The sequence below is a fragment of the Streptomyces sp. NPDC048419 genome, from assembly GCF_043200415.1.
Lineage (GTDB): Bacteria > Actinomycetota > Actinomycetes > Streptomycetales > Streptomycetaceae > Streptomyces.
On the sequence record NZ_JBICXT010000043.1, the window covers coordinates 12249 to 37004 of the forward strand.

24 protein-coding genes and 3 pseudogenes are annotated in these 24756 nt (G+C 72.6%); 13 read left to right on the top strand and 14 right to left on the bottom strand.

Annotated elements, in window-relative coordinates; genetic code table 11:
• Positions 1-119: 119 nt before the first annotated feature.
• Positions 120-392, top strand: a pseudogene (locus ACGFYN_RS43915) (TetR/AcrR family transcriptional regulator); the annotation flags it as partial.
• Between the two features lie 199 nt (positions 393-591).
• Here ACGFYN_RS43915 and ACGFYN_RS43920 read toward each other — a convergent pair.
• Positions 592-1425, bottom strand: coding sequence for an inositol monophosphatase family protein (locus ACGFYN_RS43920; protein ID WP_393871608.1), 834 nt, complete (start codon positions 1423-1425; stop codon positions 592-594).
• An 85-nt stretch (positions 1426-1510) separates the two neighbouring features.
• Entirely contained in the window at positions 1511-2080 is a 570-nt protein-coding gene (locus tag ACGFYN_RS43925) for a MarR family winged helix-turn-helix transcriptional regulator (protein WP_393871609.1), read from the bottom strand.
• Between the two features lie 159 nt (positions 2081-2239).
• Here ACGFYN_RS43925 and ACGFYN_RS43930 point away from each other — a divergent pair, with 159 nt between their 5' ends.
• From ACGFYN_RS43930 to narJ, 4 genes are all read left to right on the top strand, one after another.
• On the top strand, positions 2240-2473 hold the full coding sequence (locus ACGFYN_RS43930) for a hypothetical protein (protein ID WP_393871610.1): 234 nt from the start codon (positions 2240-2242) through the stop codon (positions 2471-2473).
• Positions 2474-2702: 229 nt separating this feature from the next.
• A complete protein-coding gene (locus ACGFYN_RS43935) occupies positions 2703-4658 on the top strand; it encodes a chloride channel protein (RefSeq protein WP_393871611.1) in 1956 nt (651 codons plus the stop codon).
• 93 nt (positions 4659-4751) lie between these two features.
• Positions 4752-5339: a hypothetical protein gene (locus tag ACGFYN_RS43940; RefSeq protein WP_393871612.1), complete on the top strand. Its 588-nt coding sequence runs from the start codon at positions 4752-4754 to the stop codon at positions 5337-5339.
• Positions 5336-5851, top strand: coding sequence for a nitrate reductase molybdenum cofactor assembly chaperone (gene narJ, locus ACGFYN_RS43945; protein WP_393871613.1), 516 nt, complete (start codon positions 5336-5338; stop codon positions 5849-5851). Before ACGFYN_RS43940 ends, narJ begins: the two co-directional genes overlap by 4 nt.
• A gap of 40 nt (positions 5852-5891) precedes the next feature.
• Here narJ and ACGFYN_RS43950 read toward each other — a convergent pair whose 3' ends face one another.
• The 3 genes from ACGFYN_RS43950 to ACGFYN_RS43960 all read right to left on the bottom strand — a co-directional run bounded on the left by ACGFYN_RS43950 (position 5892) and on the right by ACGFYN_RS43960 (position 7962).
• A complete protein-coding gene (locus ACGFYN_RS43950) occupies positions 5892-6281 on the bottom strand; it encodes a VOC family protein (RefSeq protein ID WP_393871614.1) in 390 nt (129 codons plus the stop codon).
• Positions 6282-6336: 55 nt separating this feature from the next.
• Complete coding sequence (locus ACGFYN_RS43955; protein WP_393871615.1) at positions 6337-6711, bottom strand: DUF952 domain-containing protein; 375 nt, start codon at positions 6709-6711, stop codon at positions 6337-6339.
• Positions 6712-6804: 93 nt separating this feature from the next.
• Positions 6805-7962, bottom strand: a complete 1158-nt coding sequence (locus tag ACGFYN_RS43960) for a sugar ABC transporter substrate-binding protein (RefSeq protein ID WP_393871616.1) — start codon at positions 7960-7962, stop codon at positions 6805-6807.
• 261 nt (positions 7963-8223) lie between these two features.
• Between ACGFYN_RS43960 and ACGFYN_RS43965 the strand changes: the two are divergent.
• Positions 8224-9285 (top strand): annotated as a pseudogene (locus tag ACGFYN_RS43965) (chitinase); the annotation flags it as partial.
• A gap of 210 nt (positions 9286-9495) precedes the next feature.
• Positions 9496-10347 (top strand): hypothetical protein, encoded by an 852-nt coding sequence (locus tag ACGFYN_RS43970; protein WP_393871617.1) that lies wholly within the window; start codon positions 9496-9498, stop codon positions 10345-10347.
• Between the two features lie 26 nt (positions 10348-10373).
• Here the strand turns inward: ACGFYN_RS43970 and ACGFYN_RS43975 are convergent, their stop codons facing one another.
• Both ACGFYN_RS43975 and ACGFYN_RS43980 read right to left on the bottom strand, forming a co-directional pair.
• Complete coding sequence (locus tag ACGFYN_RS43975) at positions 10374-12326, bottom strand: YncE family protein (RefSeq protein ID WP_393871618.1); 1953 nt, start codon at positions 12324-12326, stop codon at positions 10374-10376.
• A gap of 190 nt (positions 12327-12516) precedes the next feature.
• On the bottom strand, positions 12517-12921 hold the full coding sequence (locus tag ACGFYN_RS43980) for a luciferase family protein (protein ID WP_393871619.1): 405 nt from the start codon (positions 12919-12921) through the stop codon (positions 12517-12519).
• 200 nt (positions 12922-13121) lie between these two features.
• Between ACGFYN_RS43980 and ACGFYN_RS43985 the strand changes: the two genes are divergently transcribed.
• Complete coding sequence (locus ACGFYN_RS43985) at positions 13122-13490, top strand: DUF6479 family protein (RefSeq protein WP_393871620.1); 369 nt, start codon at positions 13122-13124, stop codon at positions 13488-13490.
• A gap of 33 nt (positions 13491-13523) precedes the next feature.
• Here the strand turns inward: ACGFYN_RS43985 and ACGFYN_RS43990 are convergent, their stop codons facing one another.
• The gene (locus ACGFYN_RS43990) at positions 13524-14234 is read right to left on the bottom strand and encodes a DUF6445 family protein (protein ID WP_393871621.1); all 711 of its coding nucleotides are present in this window, start codon (positions 14232-14234) and stop codon (positions 13524-13526) included.
• 265 nt (positions 14235-14499) lie between these two features.
• On the opposite strand from ACGFYN_RS43990, the gene ACGFYN_RS43995 reads away from it, so the two are divergent.
• Positions 14500-15246: a DUF4142 domain-containing protein gene (locus ACGFYN_RS43995; RefSeq protein WP_393871622.1), complete on the top strand. Its 747-nt coding sequence runs from the start codon at positions 14500-14502 to the stop codon at positions 15244-15246.
• A gap of 252 nt (positions 15247-15498) precedes the next feature.
• Positions 15499-16422 carry an LAETG motif-containing sortase-dependent surface protein gene (locus ACGFYN_RS44000; RefSeq protein ID WP_393871623.1) on the top strand — a complete coding sequence of 308 codons (924 nt, stop codon included), beginning with the start codon at positions 15499-15501 and terminating at the stop codon, positions 16420-16422.
• Positions 16423-16491: 69 nt separating this feature from the next.
• On the opposite strand, the gene ACGFYN_RS44005 is transcribed toward ACGFYN_RS44000, so the two are convergent.
• Together ACGFYN_RS44005 and thrS are read right to left on the bottom strand one after the other, a co-directional pair.
• Positions 16492-17457 (bottom strand): nucleoside hydrolase, encoded by a 966-nt coding sequence (locus ACGFYN_RS44005; RefSeq protein ID WP_393871624.1) that lies wholly within the window; start codon positions 17455-17457, stop codon positions 16492-16494.
• 37 nt (positions 17458-17494) lie between these two features.
• On the bottom strand, positions 17495-18715 hold the full coding sequence (gene thrS, locus ACGFYN_RS44010) for a threonine--tRNA ligase (RefSeq protein WP_393871625.1): 1221 nt from the start codon (positions 18713-18715) through the stop codon (positions 17495-17497).
• Between the two features lie 370 nt (positions 18716-19085).
• Here thrS and ACGFYN_RS44015 point away from each other — a divergent pair, with 370 nt between their 5' ends.
• Positions 19086-19859, top strand: a complete 774-nt coding sequence (locus tag ACGFYN_RS44015; protein WP_393871626.1) for a hypothetical protein — start codon at positions 19086-19088, stop codon at positions 19857-19859.
• 31 nt (positions 19860-19890) lie between these two features.
• Here the strand turns inward: ACGFYN_RS44015 and ACGFYN_RS44020 are convergent, their stop codons facing one another.
• The 3 genes from ACGFYN_RS44020 to ACGFYN_RS44030 all read right to left on the bottom strand — a co-directional run bounded on the left by ACGFYN_RS44020 (position 19891) and on the right by ACGFYN_RS44030 (position 22525).
• Positions 19891-20178, bottom strand: coding sequence for a ribosomal protein L7/L12 (locus tag ACGFYN_RS44020; protein ID WP_393871627.1), 288 nt, complete (start codon positions 20176-20178; stop codon positions 19891-19893).
• Between the two features lie 19 nt (positions 20179-20197).
• On the bottom strand, positions 20198-20758 hold the full coding sequence (locus tag ACGFYN_RS44025; protein WP_393871628.1) for a GAF and ANTAR domain-containing protein: 561 nt from the start codon (positions 20756-20758) through the stop codon (positions 20198-20200).
• 423 nt (positions 20759-21181) lie between these two features.
• A complete protein-coding gene (locus ACGFYN_RS44030; protein ID WP_393871629.1) occupies positions 21182-22525 on the bottom strand; it encodes a helix-turn-helix domain-containing protein in 1344 nt (447 codons plus the stop codon).
• Positions 22526-22622: 97 nt separating this feature from the next.
• On the opposite strand from ACGFYN_RS44030, the gene ACGFYN_RS44035 reads away from it, so the two are divergent.
• Together ACGFYN_RS44035 and ACGFYN_RS44040 are read left to right on the top strand one after the other, a co-directional pair.
• Entirely contained in the window at positions 22623-22775 is a 153-nt protein-coding gene (locus ACGFYN_RS44035; protein ID WP_393871630.1) for a hypothetical protein, read from the top strand.
• A 54-nt stretch (positions 22776-22829) separates the two neighbouring features.
• Positions 22830-24065 carry an amidohydrolase gene (locus ACGFYN_RS44040; RefSeq protein ID WP_393871631.1) on the top strand — a complete coding sequence of 412 codons (1236 nt, stop codon included), beginning with the start codon at positions 22830-22832 and terminating at the stop codon, positions 24063-24065.
• A gap of 60 nt (positions 24066-24125) precedes the next feature.
• Here ACGFYN_RS44040 and ACGFYN_RS44045 read toward each other — a convergent pair.
• Positions 24126-24548: pseudogene (locus ACGFYN_RS44045) on the bottom strand (hypothetical protein); the annotation flags it as partial.
• Positions 24549-24756: the final 208 nt, after the last annotated feature.

Consider the following 24756-nt stretch of genomic DNA (forward strand, 5'->3'; position numbering starts at 1 on the left):
GCACGGCGGGGCGGTCCGGCGGGCGAGCCGGGGTCCGAGCGCTACGCGGCGATGACGGCGCCCCCGTCCTGCCTCCGTCGACGTCCATCACGGTGCCGTGCACGGCCTGGCAGCGGTTCCAGATCGGACGCTCCCGGCCGGGCGCCCGGGCGATCGTGACGGAGCTGACGCGCCAGTGGCAGCGGCAGCTCGCCGACGGCATCCGCGCCCTCGGCGCGAACGGCCTCGTGTGCCCCGCCCTCGACGCGGACCGCACGGCCGCGGCCCTGCCGGCCGGCATCCAGGGCGGCGTCACCATCATGATGTCCACGGGCCACTCGACCCATCTGAAGGCGGCACTCGACACGGGCATCGAGCATCTGCGGGCGACGGGCACGGCGGTACGGGCCTGAAGTGACCCGGGCCCCCTCGCCCGCGCGCGGATCCGATCACTGCAGCGCAGGCCGCCGGGCACGAGGGGTGCCCGGCCCGCACCCGACACCCGGACCAACCACTCGACCCGTCAGCGATCCAGTTCGGATGGTGCGACAGGCGCGAGGACACGACGGGTGCCCTGCGCACACCCGACGCCCGGATCGACCACTCGACCCCTCAGCGGTTGCGGTGGGACGCCTCCCGCGATTGTCGCCACAGAGTGGCCGCCTCCTGTGCCGTGCCTGGGGTCGTCAGTAGCAACGGCTCGCCGTAGGCGGGTAGTTCGGGCTGGGCGACGGCGCCTGCCTCCTGAGCGATCAGTAGGGCCGGGAGGCCGTCGACGTGGTGGAAGCCGCCGATCGCGGCGGCGGTGGCGCGGCCCGCGGCCACCTGGGCCAGGGACAGGGCCGTGGAGCCCATCACGCGGACCGTGCAGTGGCGGTCCGCGAGGCCGGACATGAGCGCGTCCATGCCGGGCCAGTGGGCGTGGGCCGCCCATTCGGTCATGAAGACGTGGCCGGTGAGGGTGGTGTGGTCCGCCGCCCGGACGGGTGTGCCGTCGAGGAACGCTCCCCCGCCGCGGACCGCCGTGAACGTCTCACCCCGCCACGGGTCCGCGACCAGGCCGAGCAGCGGGGTGCCGTCGGGCGCCGCGAGGCCCAGGGAGAAGGAGCACCAGCCGATGCCGTGGGCGTAGTTGGTCGTACCGTCGACCGGGTCGATCAGCCAGTGCGGGGCGCCCGGGGTGCCCTCCGTCCTGCCGTACTCCTCGCCCACGATCCCGTGCCCGGGAAAGGCGCGGCCGAGCGTCTCGCGGACGTGCGCCTCCACGGCCTCGTCCGTGTCGGTCACGATGTCCGCGGGGCCGTCCTTCTCCCGCACGTCGGTCGCGGTGGCGGGGGAGCGCGGACGCCGGATCGCCTCCACGGCCCAGGCCGCCAGCCCGGTCGCGACCTCCAGCGCCCGGTCCAGGTCCACGTTCACGTCCGCGTTCACGTCATGCTCCGGCACTGCTCCTCACCACGCCCTTCCACGTCGTAGCCGAACGTCGTGATCGTGTCAGGCCCGGGTGAACAGTCGCCGGCGAACATGCGGGCTACGGCGCCGGGTTGAGCGGATCGTCGACCACGCCGGCCAGGCGCCCCGCCTCGTCGGCCGGGTCGAGGCCGAGGTCGAGGGTGTCGGCGGCCGCGGTCAGGGCCCGGAGCGCGGGGACGAGCCCGGTGCGCGCCGGTGCGGGCAGGCGCTCGACCAGGCTGCGGATCTCCGCTCGCCGGTGCGCGAGCACGCTCTCGACCAGGTCCTCCCCCGCGGGAGTCAGCCGCAGTACGACCTCGCGGCGGTTGTCCGGGTTGACCCGCCGGTCGATGAGGGTGAGGGACTCCAGCCGCTCGACCATGCGCAGGGCCGTGGAGGGGCTGACGCCGAGGGTGGCCGCCATGGCGACGAGCTTGATCGGGCCGCAGCCGTGCAGCGCGACCAGGGAGCGCAGCTGGGGCAGGGTCAGCGGTACGTCGACCGAGGCCAGGGCGCGGGCGGAGAGCGAGACGATCAGGCGGGAGGCGGCCATCACCGCGAGGGTGACCTCCTCCGCCTCGCGGTCCAGCACCTCGTCGGAGGCGCCGTCCGCAAAAGCGTTCTCGCGGCCGTTGCCCTGCTGCGTCATGAAGTCCTCGATCCGCCGTCCTGCGCCGAACGGCCCGGGTTCCCCCCGTCACCCGGGGTGACCATTGCAGACTGCAATGATAGATTGGTCGACGTAGACCGGGGCCGTGCGGGCGCGAGGGCTCCGGTGCCAAGGGTGATGACCATGAGAACCGAACCGATGAACGAAGCCTATTCCTTCGTGTGCCTGCGCTGCGGGCACGCCTGGGAGGGCGCCTACGAGATCCGGCACGTCCGCGACGGCGCGGGACACCTCCGGGTCCAGTACCACCTGAGGGACGGCCTGAAGGTGCCGTCCCCGCTCACGGACAACACCTGCCGGGTGTGCATGGGGCGCACGATCCGCATCCTGCGCTCCGGGCGGGTCCGCTCGGTCCGTCCGGCACCCATGTGACGTCCCTTCATCACTGACCTGCGGCGGACGTGCGACGAGGCACGTCCGTCCCGTGTGCGCGGGCCCAGACCGGTCCCGGCCTCGGCTCCCGCCGCCCGCTCACCCGCGTGTTCCGCACGGGCAACGACGCCCGTCGTCCCCGCCGTCCCCACCGCTCCGGGCCCCCGTGCGACCGCCCGGAACAAGGACGGCCTTCTCCCCTGTCCGCCTCCGCACCCTCCGGAGCGTCATGTCCTCCTCCCTGTCCGCAGGCTCCCGTGCGTCCGCCTCCGACCACGCCACCGACCACCCGCCCGCACCGGCCGCGGGCCCGGTGGCCGCGGCCGCGGAACCCGCCCGGCCCGCGCGCCATCCGGGCGCCGTGAAGATCCCGCACCTCGGCGACTTCCACGTGCCGCCGCGAGTCGTGCTGATCAGCCTGCTCGCCGTGCCCATCGGTGCCGTCGCGGCCGTCGTGGCCGCCGGGCTGCTCAAGCTGATCGCGCTGATCACCAACCTGTCCTTCCTCGGCCGCTTCGGGTTCGGCACGGCCGCGCCCGGCGACACCGCGCACCGCTGGCTGCTGCTGGTGATGCCGGTGCTGGGCGGCCTGGTCATCGGCGTCATGGCCCGTTACGGCTCGGAGAAGATCCGGGGCCACGGCATGCCTGAGGCCATCGAGTCGATCCTGGTCGGCGGCAGCCGGGTGCAGCCCCGGGTGGCCGTGCTGAAGCCGACGTCGGCGGCGATATCCATCGGCACCGGCGGGCCGTTCGGCGCGGAGGGACCGATCATCATGACCGGCGGCGCAGTCGGCTCCCTGATCGCCCAGTTCCTGCGGGTGACCACGGACGAGCGCAAGGCCCTGCTGGTCGCCGGCTCCGCCGCCGGCATGGCGGCGACCTTCAACGCGCCGCTCGCCTCCATCCTGCTCGCCGTGGAGCTGCTGCTCTTCGAGTGGCGGCCCCGCTCCTACCTCCCGGTCGCCGTCGCCGCCGTGACCGCCACCCTGGTGCGCGGCCCGCTCCTCGGCACCGACCCGCTCTTCGGCGGCGCTCACGTGCCCGCCCACATCGCCTTCTCCGCCTACGGTCTGTGCGTCGTCGCCGGTGCCGCGGCCGGGCTGCTCGCGCTCGGCGCCACCGCCCTCGTCTACTTCTCCGAGGACCTCTTCTCCCGGCTCCGTATCCACTGGATGTGGTGGCCGGCCATCGGCGGCGCGATCATCGGCGTCGGCGGACTGGTCGAACCGCGCGCTCTCGGCGTCGGCTACGACGTCATCGACGCGCTGCTCACCGGTCACGCCACGGTCGGCCTGATCATCGGCATCCTCGTCGTCAAGACCCTCATCTGGGGGCTGTCCCTGGGCTCGGGCACCTCCGGCGGTGTCCTCGCCCCGATGTTCATGGTGGGCGGCGCCCTCGGGGCGGCCGAGGCGCTGGTCTTCCCGCAGGTCAGCCCCGGCTTCTGGGCGCTGGTCTCGCTCGCCGGCGTGCTCGGCGGCGTGATGCGCTCACCGCTGACCGGCATCGTCTTCTGCCTGGAGCTGACGCACGAGATCAACGCCATGATCCCGATGGTGATCACCGCGTCCGCCGCGTATCTGCTGTCGGTGATCCTGCTCAAGCGCTCGGTGCTGACCGAGAAGCTGGCGCGCCGCGGGCTGCATCTGACCCGCGAGTACTCCGTGGATCCGCTCGAGGTGCACCTGGTGCGGCAGTTGGAGACCCCGGCCGCCGTCACCTTCCGCGACGACCGCACGGCGGGCGAGATCACCGCGCTGCTGCGGGCCGCGCACGACGACGGCGACCCGGAGCGGCTGCTCGCCCAGCGCCTCTACCCCGTGCTCGACGCGGACGGCGGCCTCGTGGGCGTCGTGACCCGGGGCACGCTGGTCCACGCCGATCCCGCCGACCGCACCCCGCTCGGTGAGCTGGCGGCCGTCCCGGTCACCGCCCACCCCGACGAGACCCTGCGAGCCCTGGCCAACCGCATGGCCCACCACGAGGTGACCCGCCTGCTCGTGGTCGCCCGCGAGGAGGAGGCCCGGGTGGAGGGCATCATCAGCCTCCGCGATCTGCTGACCGCACGGCGGATAGACCACCACGAGGAGCATCACGCCGAGCGCGTCCTCACCCTGCGCTCCCGAGGCGCGATACGCATGCCCGACACAACTATTGCAAAGGCCAAGAAAATCTCCGTATAGAGAAGATCAACAGAGAGTGGTCGCAGGACTTCGGTGCGCCACGATGCCCGACGCTTGCGGCAGCGGAATCGCCAAGCGTAGGGAGTGGATTCGGTGGCACGGCGCGGAGCCCGGCGGGAAGCGGAACGAGCGGCGGGTCTGGCCGCCGGTCATCCGCTGAGAGCGGGCGTCATACTGCGGCGGACCTCGGCCACGCCTGATCCGCGGACGGTCCTGCGCACCGATCAGGGCGTCAGCGACGCTCCCCACCGGGAGCGTCGGGCCCACGACAAGGACGGCCCGATCAACTGGGAGACCCGGGAGACCGGCCACCCACCGACGCGCGTGCGCCATCCGCATGTGCGAGGCGTCCTGTTGGAGATGTGCCGCGAGGCCCGCGCCCGGCTCGGCGATCCCGTGGCGGCGCGGGCCGAGGTCGCCTCCCGCCCCCCGCATCCGGAGCTCCGGACGACGCCGACGGTCTGCGCCCCCGCGCTCGGCGTGCTGCTCGCCCTGCCCCCGGAGCGGCTGCCGGCCCTGGCCAAGTACCAGGAGCGGTACGTCGTTTCGACCACGTACGTCACGGGCGGCGGCGCCGGGTCGCGGGGCGGCCTGCGCGGACGCGCCGACCTGCTCGACCGGAACGGCCTCGGCCGGCCCGACGGACGGTTTCCCGGCCGGAAGGCCGAAAAGCCGCGATGAACCAGCACCGAGCCGTCCACCAGGCGGCGTCCCTGCTCCTGACCTACCCCGACCAGCGCTGGCCCGCCCACCGCGCCCTGGTGCTGGAGTCGATCGACGGGCTGTCCGGTCCCGCGACCGAGTCGCTGCGGCGGTTCTGCCGCCGCACCGCCGACGTCCCGCTGCTCGACCTCGCGGCCCAGTACGTCACCACCTTCGACCGCAGCCGCCGGAGCACCCTGCACCTGACCCACTACACCGACGGCGACACCCGTGGCCGGGGCGCCTCGCTCGCCGCGCTCAGGGCCCGCTACCGGCAGTACGGCTGGGAGCCGTCGGGCGGTGAACCGCCCGACCACCTCCCGGCCGTGCTGGAGTTCGCGGCGCGCTGCCCGGGCGCGGGCCGCGCCGTGCTGCACGAGCACCGCGGCGCCCTCACCCTGCTCGCCGCGGGCCTCGCCGCCGAGGGCAGCCCCTATCTCGACGTGATCCGCGCGGTGCGGGCCACTCTTGACGAAGGAGTACGCCTGTGACGACGCACCTGCGTATCGCGCTGGACGGCGTGAGCCCCGCTCACTCCCGCGCCTCGGGCAGGATCGGCTCGAACAGCTCGACGGCATTGCCGGACGGGTCGTCCACGATCACCTGCCTGCCGCCGACGCCGGTGACCGGCTCGTTGCGGAAGGGCACCCCCGCCTGCCGCAGACGGCGGACGTCGGCGTCGAGGTCGGCGACCTGGAGCGAGATCCGGTTCCAGCCGCCGGGCCGGGGCAGCGTGCCGTCCGGCATGGCCTGACCGCCGCCGGGCCCGCCCCCGGGGCTGCTCAGCGCGAGCCGGAGATCGTCCCGGACGAGCATCGCGAAGGCCGGCGCGGGGTGCATGACCTCGCGGAAGCCGAGCTGCCCGCAGTAGAAGGCGATGGCGGCGTCGACGTCGTCGACGATGTAGCGAACCGTGGCCATGGTGTGCCTCGCAGGAGTGGCGGGATGTGCGGCTCTGCCCCTTCCAGCAGGGTAGTCAGCCGCCGTCCCGCACGTCCTGCGCAAGCCCGGTCGCCCGGCCCTCCTCGTCCCTGCCGACCACGAGGACGCGGGTTACGGCCGCGCGGTCGAGGGGGCCGAACACGTGCGGGAACAGGGTGCCTTCGGGGACTCCCGGCGGGGGTGCCGGGGACGCCGCCTCCCACACGCAGCGCGAGGTGAGCCTGGCCTCGTCGATCACCAGGGCGAGCAGCGGCCGGGGAGCGGCACGGTAGAAGGCGTTGACGACGGCGAGCGTGGTCGCCTCGTCGGGGGAGCAGTGGACGAAGCCCTCCTCGGCGAGGGAGGCGGGGGCGTACGGCTGGTCAGGGGCGGCGGACCACTCGGCGGCCGGCACGACGTGATAGATCATGCCCCGGTTATAGCCGAGGCACGGCGGACGGGCCGGAACGCCCGTCCGCGGTGCACGCGGCGCTACTTCAGACCGATCGCGGTGCACGCGGTGCTATTTCAGACCGATCGCGGCGCAGTCGGCGGCGTACTTCGCGGTGCAGATGTCCTTGACGGTGTAGACGCCGTCCTTGATCACCGTGGCCTTGATGTTGTCCTTGGTGAGGGCCACCACCGGGACCAGCTGCGCGGGGATCGACTTCTCGGTGGGGCTGTCGACGGAGTCCTGGGCCAGCGCGTCGAACTCGATCGCCTTGCCCTGCACCTTGGCCACCGCCATGTCCGCGGCGCCGGTCGCCTCCAGCAGGAACGACTTGTACACGGTCATCCGCTGCTCGCCCGCGACGATCCGCTGCACCGCGGCGAGATCGGCGTCCTGCCCGGTGACGGGCGGCATCTTGTGGACGCCGGCCTCCTTGAGCGCGTCGATGACGGCGCCCGCCATGCCGTCGTTGGCCGAGTAGACGGCGGCGATGTTGTCCAGCCCGACGGACCTGATGGCCTTCTGCATGTTCGCCTTGGCGACCTCGGGCAGCCACTCCTTGGTGTAGTACGACTTGGCGACGACCACGCGGCCCTTCAGCTCGCTGACCGCACCCTCGTGGAAGCGGGCCGTGTTGGGGTCGGCCGGCGAGCCGTTCACCATCACGATCTTGCTGGTGCCGGCCTTGTCGCCGAGCGCGTCGACGATCGCGCGGCCCTGCACCTCGCCGACCAGTTCGTTGTCGTGCGAGACGTAGCCGTCGATCGGGCCCTCGGCGAGCCGGTCGTAGGCGATGACCGGGATCCCGGCGTCCTTGGCCTTGCGCACCTCGGGCGCGATGGCCTTGGAGTCCACCGCGTCGACCAGGATCACGTCCGCCCCGGCGGAGATCATCTGCGCGAACTGCCTGCTCTGCGTGGCCGCACTGGACCCGGCGTTGGCGTACCGCACCTTGCCCTTGCCGTGGGTGAGGGAGGTGACCCGCTTGGCGATCAGCGGACGGTCGAACTTCTCGAAGCGCGCCGTGTCCGTGTCCGGCAGCAGGAGCCCCACCGTGATGTCGTCGCCCTTCCCGGGGCTCGCGGAGCTCCCGCTCCCGCCGACGCTGTCGATGGCACCGCAGCCGGCGAGCAGCAGCGCCGAGGCGGAGGCGATCAGGGGTACGGCGCGACGGCGCACGCCGGTTCTGCGGGGGGTGTGAAGGTTCACGTGCTGGTGCCTTCCGGGCATGGGGGGAGCGGCCACGGGTGAAACGAAGAGCCAACGGGCCCGTGGAGAGCACGTCAAGACATCTGGTTGTCCTCCCCCGAACCCCCTACGGAATCTCCCCATCCGGCGGGCGTGGCGCACCCGGTGGCGACCTTGTGTCCGCAGTCCCGCTCCTGATGCCCGGTCAGGGAACCGTAAAGAACCTTGACAGTGAATTGGTCTAGGCCAAAGATGGGCGGCGCTCGTCCCACCCCCCTTCCTCCGGCCTCTGTGGGAGCGTCAATGAGACGACCTCGTCCGGCACTTCGCGCGTTGCTCTCCTGTGTCACCGTCACCGGCCTGTCCGCCGCGCTCGTCGCCCTGGGCGGAGGTGGGGCGCTCGCCGCGGACGCGGCTCCGGCCTCCCACCGGGCACACGCCATGCCCGACCATGTGGCGGCGCCCTACTTCGAGGCCTGGACCGGCGAGAGCCCGGCCGCCCTCGCCGCCGCCTCCGGCAACAAGTACCTGACCATGGCGTTCCTGCAGACCGACGCCCCCGGGTCGTGCACCGCCTACTGGAACGGCGACAAGACCCTGCCGATCGCCAAGTCGGCGTTCGGCAAGGACATCGCGCAGATCCAGGCCCGCGGCGGCAACGTCATCCCGTCCTTCGGGGGCTACGCCGCGGACACCACCAACACCGAGCTCGCCGACAGCTGCACCAGCGTCGACGCCATCGCCAAGGTCTACGAGAGCCTGGTGACGACGTACGGGGTCTCGCGGATCGACCTGGACATCGAGGCCGACTCCATCAACAACGCCGCCGGGATCGACCGGCGCAACAAGGCCATCGCCAAGGTGCAGCACTGGGCGGAACACGCCGGCCGGCACGTGCAGTTCTCGTACACCCTGCCCACGACCACCACCGGGCTCGCCCCCAACGGCGTGGCCCTGCTGCAGAACGCCGTCGACAACGGGGCGCGCGTGGACGTCGTGAACATCATGACGTTCGACTACTGGGACGGCGCCACGCACGACATGGCCGCCGACACGCAGACGGCGGCGGCCGGGCTGCAGGGCCAACTCGCCGCCCTGTACCCGAAGCAGAGGCCGGCGAAGCTCTGGCACATGATCGGTGTCACCGAGATGCCCGGCATCGACGACTTCGGCCCCCAGGAGACCTTCACCGCCCAGGACGCCGTGAAGGTCCAGAAGTGGGCCCGGGACAAGGGCATCGACACCCTGTCCTTCTGGGCGCTGCAGCGCGACAACGGCGGCTGCGTGGGTACCGGCGGATCCAACTCCTGCTCCGGGATCGCCCAGGACACCTGGTACTTCAGCCACACCTTCGCGCCGTTCACCCGCCGCTGACATCCCCCTGACCGTGAGCAACGCCACGGTGCGGTAAATCACCGGAAAGCCCGGCCCTGACCTGGAGGTTCGCGGGCCGGGCACGCCGTGTGCAGACAACCCGCGCAGGAGCACCACACAGGGGTCACACAGTCTTTCGAAACCGCCGTTACCGTTCTCGCCGTTCGACCCTGCCCGTGCAACTGTCAGGAAAACAGCGGAATGGACTACTGCTCCTCGTGCCGCCGGCACCTCAACGGCGCCCTGGTGTGCCCCGGTTGCGGTGCCTACGCCCCGGACATCGCACCGCCGACCGACCACGGCCACGACTTCGACGCCTTCTCCGCGAAGCGGCCGCCCCGGCCGGAACCGCACCCGTTCGAGCCCTTCGAGGAGACCCCGGCCGCCGAGGCCGCCCTCCCCGCGGGTGACGGACGCGCGGCACGGCGCCGGCAGCGGGCGCGGTGGAAGAAGAGCCGGCGCAAGGCCGTGCTCGCGACCACCGTCGCGCTCGTCGGCGGCGGGCTGGCCCTGTCCACGCTGGACCAGGGCTCCGACCACCGGGCCGAGGCCGCCACGGCCCCGGACCTCACCAGCACGGGCAACCAGGACCTGCCGGCGCAGCAGTACGCGGAGCCGACGGCCACCAAGCCGGGCACCGGCAAGCACCGCAAGCCGGAGGCCACGAGCGGCCGGACCCCTGCGGGCACGCAGCAGCAGCGGTCCACCGCCACTCCCGACGCGCCCCACACCACGTCGGAGCGCACCCAGCCCTACACCGCGCCGCACTCCGCGCCGGCGACGCAGCCGCGGGCCACGACCCACACCGCCACCGGCACGGCGTCCGGCACCTCCAGCACCTCCGGCACCTCGAGCACGTCGGGCGGCTCCGGCAGCACCACGCCGTCGCCGTCCGCCACTCCGAGCGACAGCGGCACGTCCTCGTCCGGCTCGTCCCAGTCGGGTACGTCCGGCTCGAACTCCTCCGGCTCGAACACGTCGCAGCCGAGCACCGCCCCCGCGGCGACGTCGCCGTCACAGGTGTGCGTGCTCGGACTGCTCTGCCTGAGCTGACCGGCCCGACTCGCCCCGGTCTTCGGTCAGCTCGAGAAGTACAGGTACTTCCAGGACCCGTACGTCGTCGTGTTGACGTTGTCGCCCGACGAGTTGTTGATGTACGACGCGCGCACCCGGGCCTTGAGGCCGGACTGGCCCGGGGCGCCCAGGTTCACGGCGCACTTGCCGTTCGAGGCGAGCTTGAAGTACTGCGGGCTGCCGTCGGTCGTGTACCACTTGCCCTGGTAGTAGACCTGCATGTCGACGCGCTCCTTGCGGCCCGGGTAGTACGACATGGTCGTGGTGATCACCGGGGCGCTGTTCTTGTGGAACCAGGAGTACGTCGTCGAGCCGATCTTCGCCGTCTTGTAGTTCTTCGACACCACGGTGGAGTTCTTCACCTTGGCGTAGCCCGTGGACTTCACCGTTCTCGCCTTGTAGCGGGCGTCGCCCTTGAAGACCGCGGTGACGTCGGTGTCGCGGGTCATGTCGACGGTCGCGGAGATGTTGCCGCTCGAGTTGACCGTGCCCTTCTTGATCAGCTTGTTGGGCTTGTCGGAGCCGTAGGGGTTGGCCCAGATCTCGACCGTGCGGTTCTTGTACGTCGTGCCGAGGTGCGCGGTGAACTTCACGTCGGCGCCGTACACGTACACCTTGCCGTTGTTGTCCAGGCTCAGCGAGGTCGTGGCGCGGGAGACGTCGACCTTGTCGCTCGCGGTGACCGCCGAGTGCTGGGTGTCGCCCGCGTACGCCACCTTGTAGGTGACCGTGCCGCCGGCGGGCGGGGTGTCGGAGAAGGAGTACGTGCCGTCGGCCCTGACGGTCACTGCGGGCAGCGCCTTTCCGCCCGGGGACTCCAGGTCGGTGCGGGTGACCTGGAGCGTCACGCCGGCCGGCAGCGGGACCGACGCCGTCAGTTTGCCGGTGGCGGTGAGCTTCTTGGCGCGGGTCGCGGTCGAGGGCGCGCTGACCGTGAGGGTCGGGTTGTTCAGGGCCGCGCCGGTGAGCGGCTTGAGGCTGTAGCCGCCGCTCTCGACGTCCGTGCCGACGAGCGCGAAGATCCGGGAGTCGTCCGGCGCCCAGGCGAGGTCGGCCGTGCGGCCCGTGCCCTGGTCGTAGGTGTGCAGCGGCAGCGTGGCGTTGGGCCGGTAGGTGAGGATCTTGGTGCCGTTGACCTGGGCGACCAGGCCGTTGGACGCGACGTCCGCGAGCTGGCCGCTCGGGTACGAACCCGCCGCCTTGAACGTGCCGCCCGCGTAGGCGTCCCGGTCCCTTCCGTTGACCAGCACCTGCGTGCCGCCGGGCACCAGGTCGATGTCGCCTATGCCGTCGTTGAGGGAGTAGTCGCCGTTGTGCCAGGCGACCAGGGCGGGCTTGTCGCCGGTGACGTCGAGCACGGCCATCGAGTCCGTGGACAGGCCGGTCTCGCCGACGGCCAGGATGCCCGGCTGCGACGGGTCGGTGTCCAGCAGGGCCTGGCCCCAGACCCGGGAGGGGAACTGGCCGAGCGCCACCGGGTCGGTGCCGCTCGCCGGGTCCACCGCCGGGTCGACCGAGCCGATGTCGCCGTCCCACTGGTCGCCGTAGGAGAACCACACCTTGCCGCCGGTGAAGGCGACATGGCGCGGGCCGTAGTTGGTGGAGACGGTGTAGCGGGCCTTGAGGTCGAGGGTGCTCGCGTCGATCGCCCAGATCTCGTGGATCTCCGGCGCGGCCGCGTACACCGTGGCCCCGTCGTCCGAGACCGCGAGGTCGCTGACGCCGGTGACCCCGCCCAGCGAACCGAGGACGGCGCCGGAGTAGTCGGTGACCGCGACGGTGCCGGCGGAGCTGTCGCCGACGAACACCCGCTGCAGGGCGCCGTCCACCACGAGACCGCCGGGCGAGGTGACATGGGCCGTGGCCGCCGAGGCGGTACCGGCCGTGCCGAGGCTCAGTGCCGCCGAGCCGAGAAGGACCGCGAGCGCCGTCGCGGTCGAGATGCTGCGCCTACGCACAGTGCTGTAACCCCCACAAGGAAACCCGGCGTCGGCCGGGCAGATGAGTGCGCCGCGCGGCACCCGGACACGACCGCCGACGGCGGCGGTGCGCGGGGCGCGGCTGCTGGGAGCAGCGTATGGCATGTCTGTGACAGTTGAGGAGGGAGTTTCGAGTGTGCGGAGATTCGGCGCAGGCGCGTGCCCGCCGTCAGCTCCCGTGCGTCTCGTGGTCCTCGTCGCGTTCGAGCACCGTCACCCGGTGGAAGTTGCAGACGGCCAGGGGCGATCCGGCGGCCGGCGGCCCGTTCTGGTGCGCCTTGAGGGCGACGCTGACCAGGCCGAGCAGCAGGTCGACGTCGGCTTCGCAGTCGAGGTGGACGGTGACCCAACGCGAGCCCGGCACCAGGCGGATGGCGGTCGACTCCGCGAAGTCGTAGTGCAGACGCTGGATCGCGTGCGCGGTCAGGTGCAGGTCCACGTCGCGGCCGGAGTGGAAGTGCACGATCTCGTCCCGCGCGGAGCGCAGCGCCGGGCCCGTACCGCAGCCGGCCTCGCAGGGACTGAGGTCGGGCCACTCCGCCAGCTGGGTCATGGCTCTCTGGGCCGGTGTCATGGGCCCATGGTGCGGTGCTCACCGCGCGGACACCAGGGATTGCGGCATCCGTAACCCGTAGGAGACGTTGCCCGATTTCCACGAAGGGATCAGAAGGGGACGTACCCGGCGATATGCCTGTCGCCACGCTCCGGCGCCCGCTCTGACCTGCGACAATACCCAGGACTCCCCAAACGGCCCCGTTGGGCGATAATTGGGACATGAGTACCGCGACGTTTGTTGTAGCGGCCACGTCGAGCGACGTACTCAACGTGGTTGCCGCCTTTGTCGGAGGCCTGATCATCGTCGGCGCGCTGGTCTGGGCCGTGCGGATGGGTATGGGTCAGATGGACCGCGAGGCCCCGAGGCCCAGAGCGGAAGAGCAGCCCCATATTCCGGACGGCGGCCCCGTCTGGGAGTCGCGCGAGATACGGGAACCGGACGAGGTACCGCTCGCGCAGAACGGGGATCGCCTGACGCCCTACGAGGTCCACACCACCTCGACGAGGACAGGAAAGGATCAGCACCGCCGGCGCTGGCTGCCCGGCTCCAGCGGCTCCTTCGGCAGCGGTGGCACAGGGCGCTTCTGACCCCGTCGCGCCCTCACACCATCCAGCGGGCCCTCACGCCATCCAGAAGAAGACCGCCGTCATGCGCTTCTCCTCCAGCGTGCGTCCGGAGTAACCCGTCGCGCTGTGCACGAGGTTGGCGTTGTACAGGAGCAGCCGGTTGTACCGGTGCGGGACGCGCACGTCCTCCTCGAAGGCGTCCGGCGCGACGAACCGCGTGCCGAGCGCCTCGACGAGGTTGGTGTGCGGCGCCTGGACGACGTTGCCGCCGAGCCGGCCGCCGGGCAGCGACTGACGGTAGAAGGCGGTCCCGCAGTCCTTGGGGACGCCTGGGTTGAGGTAGAGCACCGCCGCGTACCGGCACAGCGCGCGTGAGTCGGTGTGCGGGCGCGGCTCGCTCTCGCCCTCGCCGACGACCTGGACGCAGTTGTGGTTGAGCGTGCCGCCGCCGGGGGCCTGCTGCACCCACAGGTCCTTCGCGCCGGTCGCCGTCCTCACCAGCCGTTCCACGCGGGCCAGTTCGGCGGGCTCCAGGCCAGGCATGGTGCGCAGGCCCGGCCAGGTCTCCGAGGTGTACGGGTAGCCCTTGACCCAGTCGTCCTTGGCAAGACAGCGCTCCCGTACGGCGTCCACGTCGGGCAGGACGTCGTCGAAGACCCAGTAGTCGCGGCCCTTGGTGGGCTTGCGGTAGGGCAGCACGGGAAGGGGGGCGCGGGCAGCCTGGCCCTGGCCGGGCCGGGGCGTCCGTGGAAGCTGTGGGGGCATGGGCCGAATCTAGGTCCGGGCCATGTTTCGACTCTCCCTTGTCTCTCCCTCATCTCTCCCGGGAAACGGTCAACATTTCGTCAACCGCCGCGAGCGGGCGGGCGGTTGCGGGCGCCGCCGGGAGACATGCCTCACACCCCGGGGTTTTTACCAAATCAAAAGGTTCCGCGCCGCCACCGATCCGTACTCACCTCCGTCCGAGCCCGTCCCTCATCGGCGGGTCCCCGACCGGGCAGGAGGCACGGTGCGCTTTTCGCGGAATGCGATGGGAACTCTGTTCGTGGGCGGTGCCCTCAGCGTGACACTGGCCGCACTCGCGTATCCCGCGATGCTCGGAGTCAACACCACGTCGAGCTCGGGGTCGCGGGTCATCGCGCAGACCCAGTGGGGGCCGTTGACGGAGCAGGACCGGGACTTCGTGGTCAAGGTGCGCGCGGCCGGGCTGTGGGAGTACCCGGTGGGCCAGATGGGCCTGAAGAAGGGACAGAGCAAGGCGGTCCTCATCGCGAGCAAGCACCTGATCGACGGGCACGCGGCGCTGGACATCAGCTGCCGCAAGATCAGCACGATGCTCAACATCACGATCCCGAACCAGGCGAGCCCGCAGCAGCAGGGGTTCGTCAGCACGCTCGCCGCGGACCAGGGCAAGCAGTTCGACACGGACTTCGCCAACATCCTCAGGGTGACGCACGGTTCGATCTTCAACGCGATCGCCAAGATCCGCTCGCAGACCAAGAACACGGTGGTGCGGGCGCTCGCCGACCAGGCCAACGCGACGGTCCTCGACCACATCACGGTCATGGAGCAGACCGGGCTGGTCAACTTCGACCAGGTGCTCTTCCAGGAGACGACACCGCCGAAGCTGCCCGCCAAGGACCTGACGCCGCCGCCCCCGGTCGGGGGTCAGCCGCAGGTCGTGCTCACCCCGCCGGTCGACAGCACCACCCGGCCACCGGTGCTGCCGGGCGAGCCGTCCGGCCAGGCGGCCAGTCCGACCCCGACGGTGAGGTGAGGCACAGGGCGGCCCCGCGAGAGCGGAGCCGCCCTTTCCGTATGTCGCGAAATTGTGATGCATCATTGAACTACCCACGCGTCACCGCAGGTTGACAGCGTTCGGCCGCGAGACCCACGATGTGATCGCACTGGGGCTCACGTGACCAATGAGCCCGGTGTTCCTCGACCATTCACCCCGGTACGGCCGGCTGCCGCATGCTGCCCTGCGCCGCCGTACCCGGGTCCGCACATGCCGAAGTGGGGGTCCCGCATGTCCACAACGAGACGTGTCACCGCGCGCCGCGTCCTCGGGACGGGCGCCGCGTCGCTCGCCCTCTGCGCCGCCACCGTCGCCGCCGCCTCCGGCGCCTGGGCCCACGACGGCGGCCACGGCGGTGACGGCTGGAAGCACGGCGGCCACTACGAGCCCGGCACGGGTGCGGGCACCAGGACGGAGACGGACCGCTGCCAGTTCTCGCTGGACGGCACCGGCTTCTACGACTCGGTCAGGGTCGACGACCAGAACCTGAAGCCGACCGACGACGGCGAGATCCACGTCAAGGTCCGCACGGCGGGCGACGCGACGACCTGCACGGCCTCGCTCGCCTCCTACCTCGCCCACGGCTCCTCCTTCGCCACCTCCGGCGAGCAGGTCTTCGTCGACTTCGACTCGGTGACGGTCAGGCAGGGCGAGACCGGATCCCTCGACATCGCGGTGCCGGACGCGGGCTGCTTCGCGCAGATCGACCTCTACCGCGGGGCCGTGAAGTTCGACGGCAAGCCCGACGCGCAGGACGGCTTCGAGCACGGGGACCTGCCCAAGGGCCCCGACCACCCGGTCATCAAGGACAAGCTGATCGCGTCCTGGAACGGCGGCACCAAGGACTGCACGACGGACGAGGGTTCGCAGCCGCCGGCCACTCCTGCGGCCACGCCTCCGACGTCGGGTCGGCCCTCGACGCCGGCCGAGGAGACCACCCCGCCCGCGAGCGGGACGCCCTCCACCGAGGCTCCCACCCCGTCCGCCTCCGAGTCGGCGTCGGAGGCCGCGCCCACGCCCAACGGCGGTGGCGGTGACCTCGCGGAGACCGGTGGCGGTAGCGGCTCGGGCATCATCGCGAGCGGCGCCGCGGCGCTCCTCGCGGCCGGTACGGCGATCGTCGTCGTGACCAGGCGCCGCCGTACGGCACGCTGAACCACCCACGGACCACTCCCGATACGAACGCCCCGGAGACCCCCGCTCCGGGGCGTTCGTCCTTTGCGGCTACCGCTCCACCGTCTCCAGGTACAGCTTCACGAACCGGTTCACGTCCACGTCCAACGCCACGTCCACGAGCGGCTGTTCGCGCACGCCCTCATGGATCTCGGACTCCCCCGGGCGCGAGCGGCGGTCGACGATCGTCTGGCCGCGGGAGGGGCCGGGGGCGAGGGAGACCTCCACCGGCAGGAGCCGGGTGGTGATGCCCGCCGGGTCGACGACCGTGCAGACCGCGCCCGCGTCGCCGAGGCCGCCCGCCTCCTCGGCCTCGGGCGCCTCGCCCGGGTGGGCCGGGCGGTGGGCGAGGAGCTCGCCGGCCAGCCGGGTGCCGGGCTCCGCACTGGCACGGAGCCGGTGCACATCGGCGCTGGGGACGACGACCTGGGTGAAGACGTCCAGGCCGTACATCGTGATCGGCACCCCGGCGGTGAGCAGCACGGCGGCCGCCTCCGGGTCGTGCCAGACGTTGAACTCGGCGACGGCGGTGGCGTTCCCGGTGGCCACCGCGCCGCCCATGAACACGATCCGCTCGATGCCCCGCACCACCTCCGGGTGCGTGCGCAGGAGCAGCGCGATGTTCGTCAGCGGCGCGGTGGGCACCAGCGTGACCGGGCGCGGGGAGGCGAGGATCTCGCGGCGCAGCAGGGTGACCGCGTCCACGTCGGCGGCGGTGCGGGCGGGGGCGGGCAGGCCGAGGTCGCCCATGCCGTCGGAGCCGTGCACATGTCGCGCCGAGCGCGCCGGTTCGAGCAGCGGGCGCTCGGCACCCCGGCCGACCGGGATGTCGGGAGCGCCGGCCTGCTCCAGCACGGTCAGGGTGTTGCGGACGACGCCGTCGACGTCGGTGTTCCCGGCGACGCAGGTGACGGCCCGCAGGTCGATCGCCGGGTGGCGCACGGCGAACAGCAGGGCGAGGGCGTCGTCGACGCCGGTGTCGCAGTCGATGATCACCGGGATGGGCTGACCGGTCACGGCCGCGCTCCTCTCTGTGAGAGCTGTGCCCACGACCCTATGCAGCCGCCCACAGCTCGCCGTCCCGGGCCCGCGCGCACGCGCCGACCCGCTCCAGCAGATCCTCCACCGCCACGGCCCCCGGACGCCGCCCGTCCCGCAGCCGTACGGCCGCCAGGTCGCCGCCGGACTCCTTCTCGCCGATCACGGCCTGGTACGGCACAAGGCGCGCCGCCCGGATGCGGGCACCGAGGCTGCCCTCACCGGGACCGGCGTACTCCGCGCGCAGCCCGCGGGCCACGGCCCGCCGTACGGCGTCCAGGGCCTGCTCCTCCTGGGCCTCGGACACCGGCAGCACGACCAGTTGCACGGGGGCGAGCCAGACCGGGAACGCGCCTCCGTGCACCTCGATCAGCTGAGCCACGGCGCGCTCCACGCTGCCGATGATGCTGCGGTGCACCATGACCGGGCGGTGCCGTGCCCCGTCGGGGCCGATGTAGTGCAGGTCGAAGCGTTCGGGCTGATGGAAGTCGATCTGGACGGTGGAGAGGGTGGACTCACGGCCGGCGGCATCGGCGATCTGGACGTCGATCTTGGGTCCGTAGAAGGCGGCCTCGCCCGCCACGGCCTCAAAGGGGACGCCGGCGCCCGCCAGCACCTCCTGCAGCAGGCCGGTGGCCCGCTGCCACAGCTCCAAGTCGGCGACGTACTTGCCGCCCTCGCCCGGCAGGGACAGCCGGTGGCGGACGGCGCGGATGCCGAGGTCGGCGTAGGCGCGGGCGATCAGCTCCAGGGCCGCGCGGGCCTCGTCGGCCGCCTGGTCCAGGGTGCAGAAGATGTGGGCGTCGTTGAGCTGGATGGACCGTACGCGGGTCAGCCCGCCGAGCACGCCGGACGGCTCGGAGCGGTACATGCCGCCCAACTCCGCCATGCGCAACGGCAGTTCACGGTAGCTGTGGGAGCGTGACCGGTAGATGAGGGCGTGGTGCGGGCACAGGCTGGGGCGCAGCACCACTTCCTCGCCGCCCAGTTGCATCGGCGGGAACATGTCGTCGCTGTAGTGGTCCCAGTGCCCCGAGATCTCGTACAGCTCGCGCTTGCCGAGGACCGGCGAGTACACGTGCCGGTAGCCGGCCGCGCGTTCCCGCTCGCGGATGTACTCCTCGAGTGCGTGGCGCACGACGGCTCCGTCGGGCAGCCAGTACGGCAGCCCCGCGCCCATCAGCGGATCGGTGCCGAACAGTTCGAGTTCACGGCCGAGTCTGCGGTGGTCGTACATGGTCCCTCTCCTCATGATGGGGGTACCTCCCGCTCGAGCGAAGTCGAGAGCGGGGGAGGACGAGCGACCGACGACGAAGCCCCGGGCCACTCGCCCGGGGCTTCGGACATCCAGTCCAGAACTCAGCGCGCCGGGACACTCTCCGGCGTCGTGGACGACGAGTGGGCGCGCTTCATGGGCGGACCCTAGCGCGGGGGCGGGGACGGGGGCCACGGGTTTTCCGGCGCGGCGCGGACGCCCGGACCGGCCTCGACGGGGGCGGCCGAGGCCCTGCGTCCCGTAACCCGGACGGCCCGGAGCGCTGGTCGGGCGGGGTGCGAGGTGGTCCCTTGGAGACGTCACCGATCTTGGAGTGGGCTGGAGGTCCCCGATGATCCGCATTCCGTCCCGTGTCGTCGTCGCCTCCGTGCTGTCCCTGGGAGCCCTGGGGAGCGCGAGCGCGTGCGGTGCCATCGCGCAGGTGAGGGCCCAGGCACCCGCCGCGCCCTCGCACAGCGCCCGGCCGTCCCCGGCCGCGCCGCCCTCGCCCGTCCCGCTCACCGAGGCGCAGGCGCGGGCCGCGCTGGTGACCGAGGGCGACCTGGGAGAGCCCTGGACGGCGACGCAGGGGGCCGCGACCTGGCGGGACGGGGTGCTCAAGGCGACCGCCGAGGCGCCGGACTGCCGGCGGCTGCTCGACGCGCTCTACACCGAGGACCTGTTCGGGACGGAGGGCGGGACACGGGCCGTGACCGGGCTCGACGACGCCATGGACCAGGCGCAGCTGCGCTACCAGGTGCTGACCCTGGACCCCGCGGACGTCGACCGGACCCTCGCCTGGCTGGGCTCTCTGCCGCAGACCTGCGCCAGGTTCACGGCGACGACCGACCACGGCGCCCGCGAGGGGGTCCAGGTCAGCGCGGCCGGGCTGCCGGACGTCGGGGACGCCCGGCAGGGCCTGCGGGTGACGTTCACCAGCGATACGGGCGACGGCGAGCAGACGCTGCTCACCCTGGACGTGGCGGTGGTCCGGGTCGGCGACGCCGCGATCGCCCTCACCCACGGCGGCCCGGGCTTCGTGTCGGCCGACGCCACGAAGGCCTTCGTGCAGGTGGGCGTGGCGCGGCTGGACGACGTCAGGAAGCAGGCGCGGCTGCGCGTCTGACGGCGGCGTGTCCGGGGGCGGCCGGACTGACTCAGCTCGCCGGGTCGAGCTTGTCCACGGCTTCCTTGGCCTCCCTCAGGCCCGCTCCCGTCGCCTCCCGGTACGCCTTGATCGCCTCGATCTTCTTGCCGTCCCGCAGCAGCGCGTCCACCTCGTCCGACCACGGTTCCGGCTCGCGCAGCCCCAAGTGGTCCAGGATCAGGTCGAGTTTGTGCTCCACACGCGCAACGCGCTTGTCCTGACGGGAGATCCGGTTCTCGATGCTGCCGATGCCGAACAGCACGAGCAGGATGATCAGGGAGAGCGCCAATATGTCCATGACAGGATCGTAGGCCCCGTCAGCCGGCGTCCAGCCGCTCCCGGTGCGCCACCACGTCCCGCGCCAGCTCCAGCGCGGTACGGCCCTGTGCGAAGGCGCGGCCGCGCAGCCGCGCCAGCGCCTCGTCGGCGTCGATCCCGAGCTGCGCCATGGTCATCCCGACGGCCTGGTAGACCTGGCCGTGTGCGGCGGTCAGCCCGCTCAGCCAGGACTCGTCCCTGCCGTCGGCGCACTCCCCGCGCGCCGGCGCCGTCACGGCCAGGGCCATGACGCCTGCCACGAGCTGCGCGCGGCGCAGGTCCCGCCCGGTCAGCCGGCCCGGGGTGGCCCGGTGCAGATCGAGCGTCCCGACGGTCACCCTGCTGTCGCCCAGCGGTATCGCGTACATCGCCTGCGCCCCGGCCGCCGTCGCCGCGAGCGCGAACACCGGCCGGCGATGCGCGTCCCCGCGCGTCGGATCGGGGGCGAGCACGGGGATGCCGTCCCGGACGGCATCCAGGCAGAGCCCCTCGCCGAGGGTGGCCTGGATCTCCGCGAGCCGCGCGGCCTGCTCGCCGCTCGCGCCGAGCCGGACGGGCATCCCCTCGCCGCACAGCGACACTCTCGGGCCGGCCGCCGGCCGCCGGCCGCCGGCCGCAGCCGTACCGCGACTGCGCACAACCGGTCCGGGATCTCGCGGGGCCGGGCGTCACGCACTCCTTCGGCGATCACCGCGGCGGCCCACGCCCGGTCAGGGTCGTGCTCGGTCCGGCCGTGCGGGCCGCCCGGAACAAAGTCATGCCGCCGGAGTAGGGATCACCGCCCGGGGAAGCCCTGGGGGTCGCGCCTGGGGCGCACGGCTACCGCCTCCTTCGCTGACCGGCCGGGGCCGGCGTCGTCCGCCGGCACCCGAGGCGGATCCGCCGTCAGCAGGGGTCGAACCGGCGGCACGCCCGCTCCGGATTGCCGGCCGACCACCCCTGGCCTCCGGGGCGAAACGCCTTCGCCCCGGAGCGCGGGCCGCTCACAGCGGAGGCTGTGCGGGTGCGGGTCCGAGGGTGGTGGTGCCGGGGGCCGTGCGGTGCCCGAGGCCCGTCCGGTACGCGTCCAGCGCCGCCTCCACCCGGCCGGTGCGGCGCAGCAGATCGCCGAGCAGGCGGCACAGGTCGGCCAGGTCACCGGCGGCGCCGGCCCGCTCCAGCAGGCTCAGTGCGCGGACGTAGTGCTCCTCCGCGGCCTCCGTGTCGCGGGCGTCGTCGGCGATGATGCCGAGCAGGCGGTGGGCGGCGGCGGAGTGCAGCGCGCCACGTTCGGAACTGAGGTCGCTGAGCACGTCGTGCAGCAGGGCCGCGGCCTCGCCGGACTTGCCGCGCCGGTGCAGCACGTCGGCGAGCTCCACGGCGACCTGGCTGCTGTAGAGGGCGGCGCGCTTGGCGGAGAGCATGTCGAGCGCCTGCCGCAACTCGGCCTCGGCGCGCCCCAGTTCGCCGTTCTGGGCGCAGACGTAGCCACGCATCCAGTGGCAGTTGGCGAGTTCGGTGCGGATCTGGAGCGTGCGGTAGAGCTCGGCGGCCTTGGCGAGCGAGGTGTCGGCCTCGGCGATACGGCCCTCCGCGAGCAGGGTACGGGCGACCGAGCGGTGCATACGGGCGACGAGCGCGGGGTCGCCGGACTGCGGGGCGAGGGCGAGGGCGAACTCGGCGGCCTGGGCCGCACGGGCGTGGGCGCCCATGTCCATGTAGGGGCCGATGGCGCTGGCGTAGAGCAGCAGCAGGGCGTCCGGGTCGTGCAGTCCGCCGCGGTTGAGCTCGTCGAGGGTGGACTCCAGCAGGTAGACGGCGTACCGGAGTTCGCCGGCCAGATAGTGCGAGACGGCGCGGCCGCGCAGGGCGGGCACGCGGGCCGGCAGCGGTACGTCGGCGAGTACGTGCTCGGACCGCTCGAAGTACTCGCGGGCGACGGACAGTTCACCGGTGTCCAGAGCGCACTCGCCCAGGCCCAGCAGCGCGACGGCCTGTACGTCGGCCAGCTCGTGCCCCTCGGCCTCGGCGAGCAGCGCCGTGTACTGCTCCGCGGCCTCCTCCGCCTCCCCAGAGGCGAGGGTGCGCTGCGCCTCGGTCAGCCTCAGCCGCAGGTCGGTGGCGAGGTGCGCCGGGCGTCCGGTGACCAGTTCCTCGTAGGCGATCCCGAGCCGCTCGGCGATGTGCCTGAGCGCGCCGTCGGAGGGCCGCACCCGGCCGGCCTCCAGGGTGGAGATGTAGGCGGGGGTGTAGGCGGGCTCGGCCAGCTGTTTCTGGGTCAGACCACGTTCGGCCCGCAACTGCTGGACTCTTCGCCCGATGATCACCGGATCGTCACGTTCCGACACGCCAACTCCCCCTGTGCCTCTTGCTGTTGCCCCACGACTGCCCCTAGGTTAAACGGCGTCTTAAGCGCGTTTAATACAACGCTGTTGAGAGGTTGCCGTGCTCCGACACATCTCCGAGCGTTACGCCCGAGGTTTCGGTGCCGCCCTGATCGCAGTGGCCGCCCTGGTCCTGGCCGCCAACGCGGGCCCGGCACGGGCGGCGGACGACGGACAGGTCGGTCAGGTACAGCAAGTCCATCACGCCGGCTAGCGCAGCGGGCAGCTTCCAGGGCTTTCGTACAGACGCCCCGGTTACCCTGCCACCGTGACCTCTCCCGCTGCCCGCACCGCGCTGGACCTCACCGCCCGTCTCCCGGTCGCCGACCTGACGGACTTCTACCGGGATCTGCACCGCCATCCCGAGCTCTCCCTCCAGGAGCACCGCACGGCCGCGAAGCTCGCCGGGCGCCTGGCGAAGGCGGGCTTCGAGACCGCCGAGGGCGTCGGCGGCACGGGCGTCGCCGGGCTGCTGCGCAACGGCGACGGCCCGACCGTGCTGCTGCGCGCCGACATGGACGCGCTGCCGGTGCCGGAGGAGACCGGGCTGCCGTACGCCTCCGAGGTGCCCGGGGTGATGCACGCCTGCGGGCACGACCTGCATGTGACCTGGCTGGCGGGCGCGGCCGAGGCGCTGGCCGCCGGCCGGGACGCCTGGTCGGGCACCCTGCTCGTGGTCGGACAGCCCGCCGAGGAGACCGGCCGGGGCGCGCTGGCGATGGTCGAGGACGGTCTGTACGAGCGCTTCGCCCGGCCCGACGTGCTGCTGGGCCAGCATGCGGCGCCCGGCCCGGTCGGCTTCTACGCCCACTCGGCGGGCCTGATCATGTCGGCCTCCACGGACCTCGACATCGTCGTCCACGGACGCGGCGGGCACGGCTCCCGGCCGGAGACGACCGTCGACCCCGTCGTCACGGCCGCCTACCTCGTGACCCGGCTGCAGACCGTGGTCTCCCGGGAGATCGCCGCCCGCGAGTCCGCCGTGCTGACCGTCGGCCGGATCGAGTCGGGCACCCGGCACAACATCATCCCGTCCGAGGCCCGTATCTCCCTCAACCTGCGCACCCAGTCCGACGAGGTCCGCGAGCGGATGATCGCCGCGATCCGGCGCATCGCGGCGGGCGAGGCGCTCGCCGCCGGCTGCCCGCGCGAACCGGAGGTCACGGTGGGCGCGGCCTTCCCCGTGACCACGAACGACGCGGACACCGACCGCCGGACCGCCGCCGTGCACGAGGAGGTGCTCGGCGCCGGGACCGTGCTGGACTTCGGCCCGCTGATGGGCAGCGAGGACTTCCCCCACCTGGCACTGGGCGAAATCCCGTACTCCTACTGGTTCGTGACGACCACCACGGCCGACGTCTGGGACGCGGCACCCGGCACGGACCTGATGGAGAAGTTCCTCGCCGTCCCCAGCAACCACAGCCCTCACTTCGCCCCCGACCTCTCGACGATCACCCCGGGCGTACGCACGCTGGTCTCGGCCACGCTGGCGCACCTCGTCTAGGGGGTGTCTGACGATTCCCGTCGTCCGCCCGCGGGGCAGGCGGGAATCGTCAGACGCCCCCTAGGGCTGGGTCTGCAACTGCCGCAACTGGCGCCGGACATGGTCCAGCGCGCCCTCCCGGCGCCCCGGCACCCGCGAGCGCAGGTCGGCGAGCGAGGCGCCGAGCTCGCGCGCCGCCACCGCGTCCCGCACCTGTCCCCACTGATGGTGCGCCCGGTCCACGGCCGCCTCCACGGCCGGCGCGTCCGGCGCCTGCCCCGCCGCCAGCCGCGCGGCGGCCACCCCCAGCCACGTCCGGCAGCTGCGCACCGGATCCCCGGCGAACATCGCCAGATCCGCCCGCACTTCGGCCCAGTGCAACGCCTCGTCCGACCCGGCCCCGTACGCGTTGACGGCGGCCTGCTCGTGACGGGCGGCGAGAGCGTCGGCCTCGGGGTGCCGCCCGGACGCGACGGCGGCGGAGATGGCGGCGTGCGGGTCGCCCTCGCTGTCTGCACGCCGGTCCGCATCATCCAGCCCGTCCGGCGCTTGAGGACGAGGCCCTTCGGGCCGATGGGGGGGTCTGGGGGCGTAGCCCCCAGGGACGGCCCCCCCCCCCCCCGCCACGGCGGGCCCAAGGTGCGCCTACCCCCCCCCCCCCCCCCGGGCCCCCGCCGGGGGCAGCCACAGCGGGGCCGGCGGCCGCCCGCCG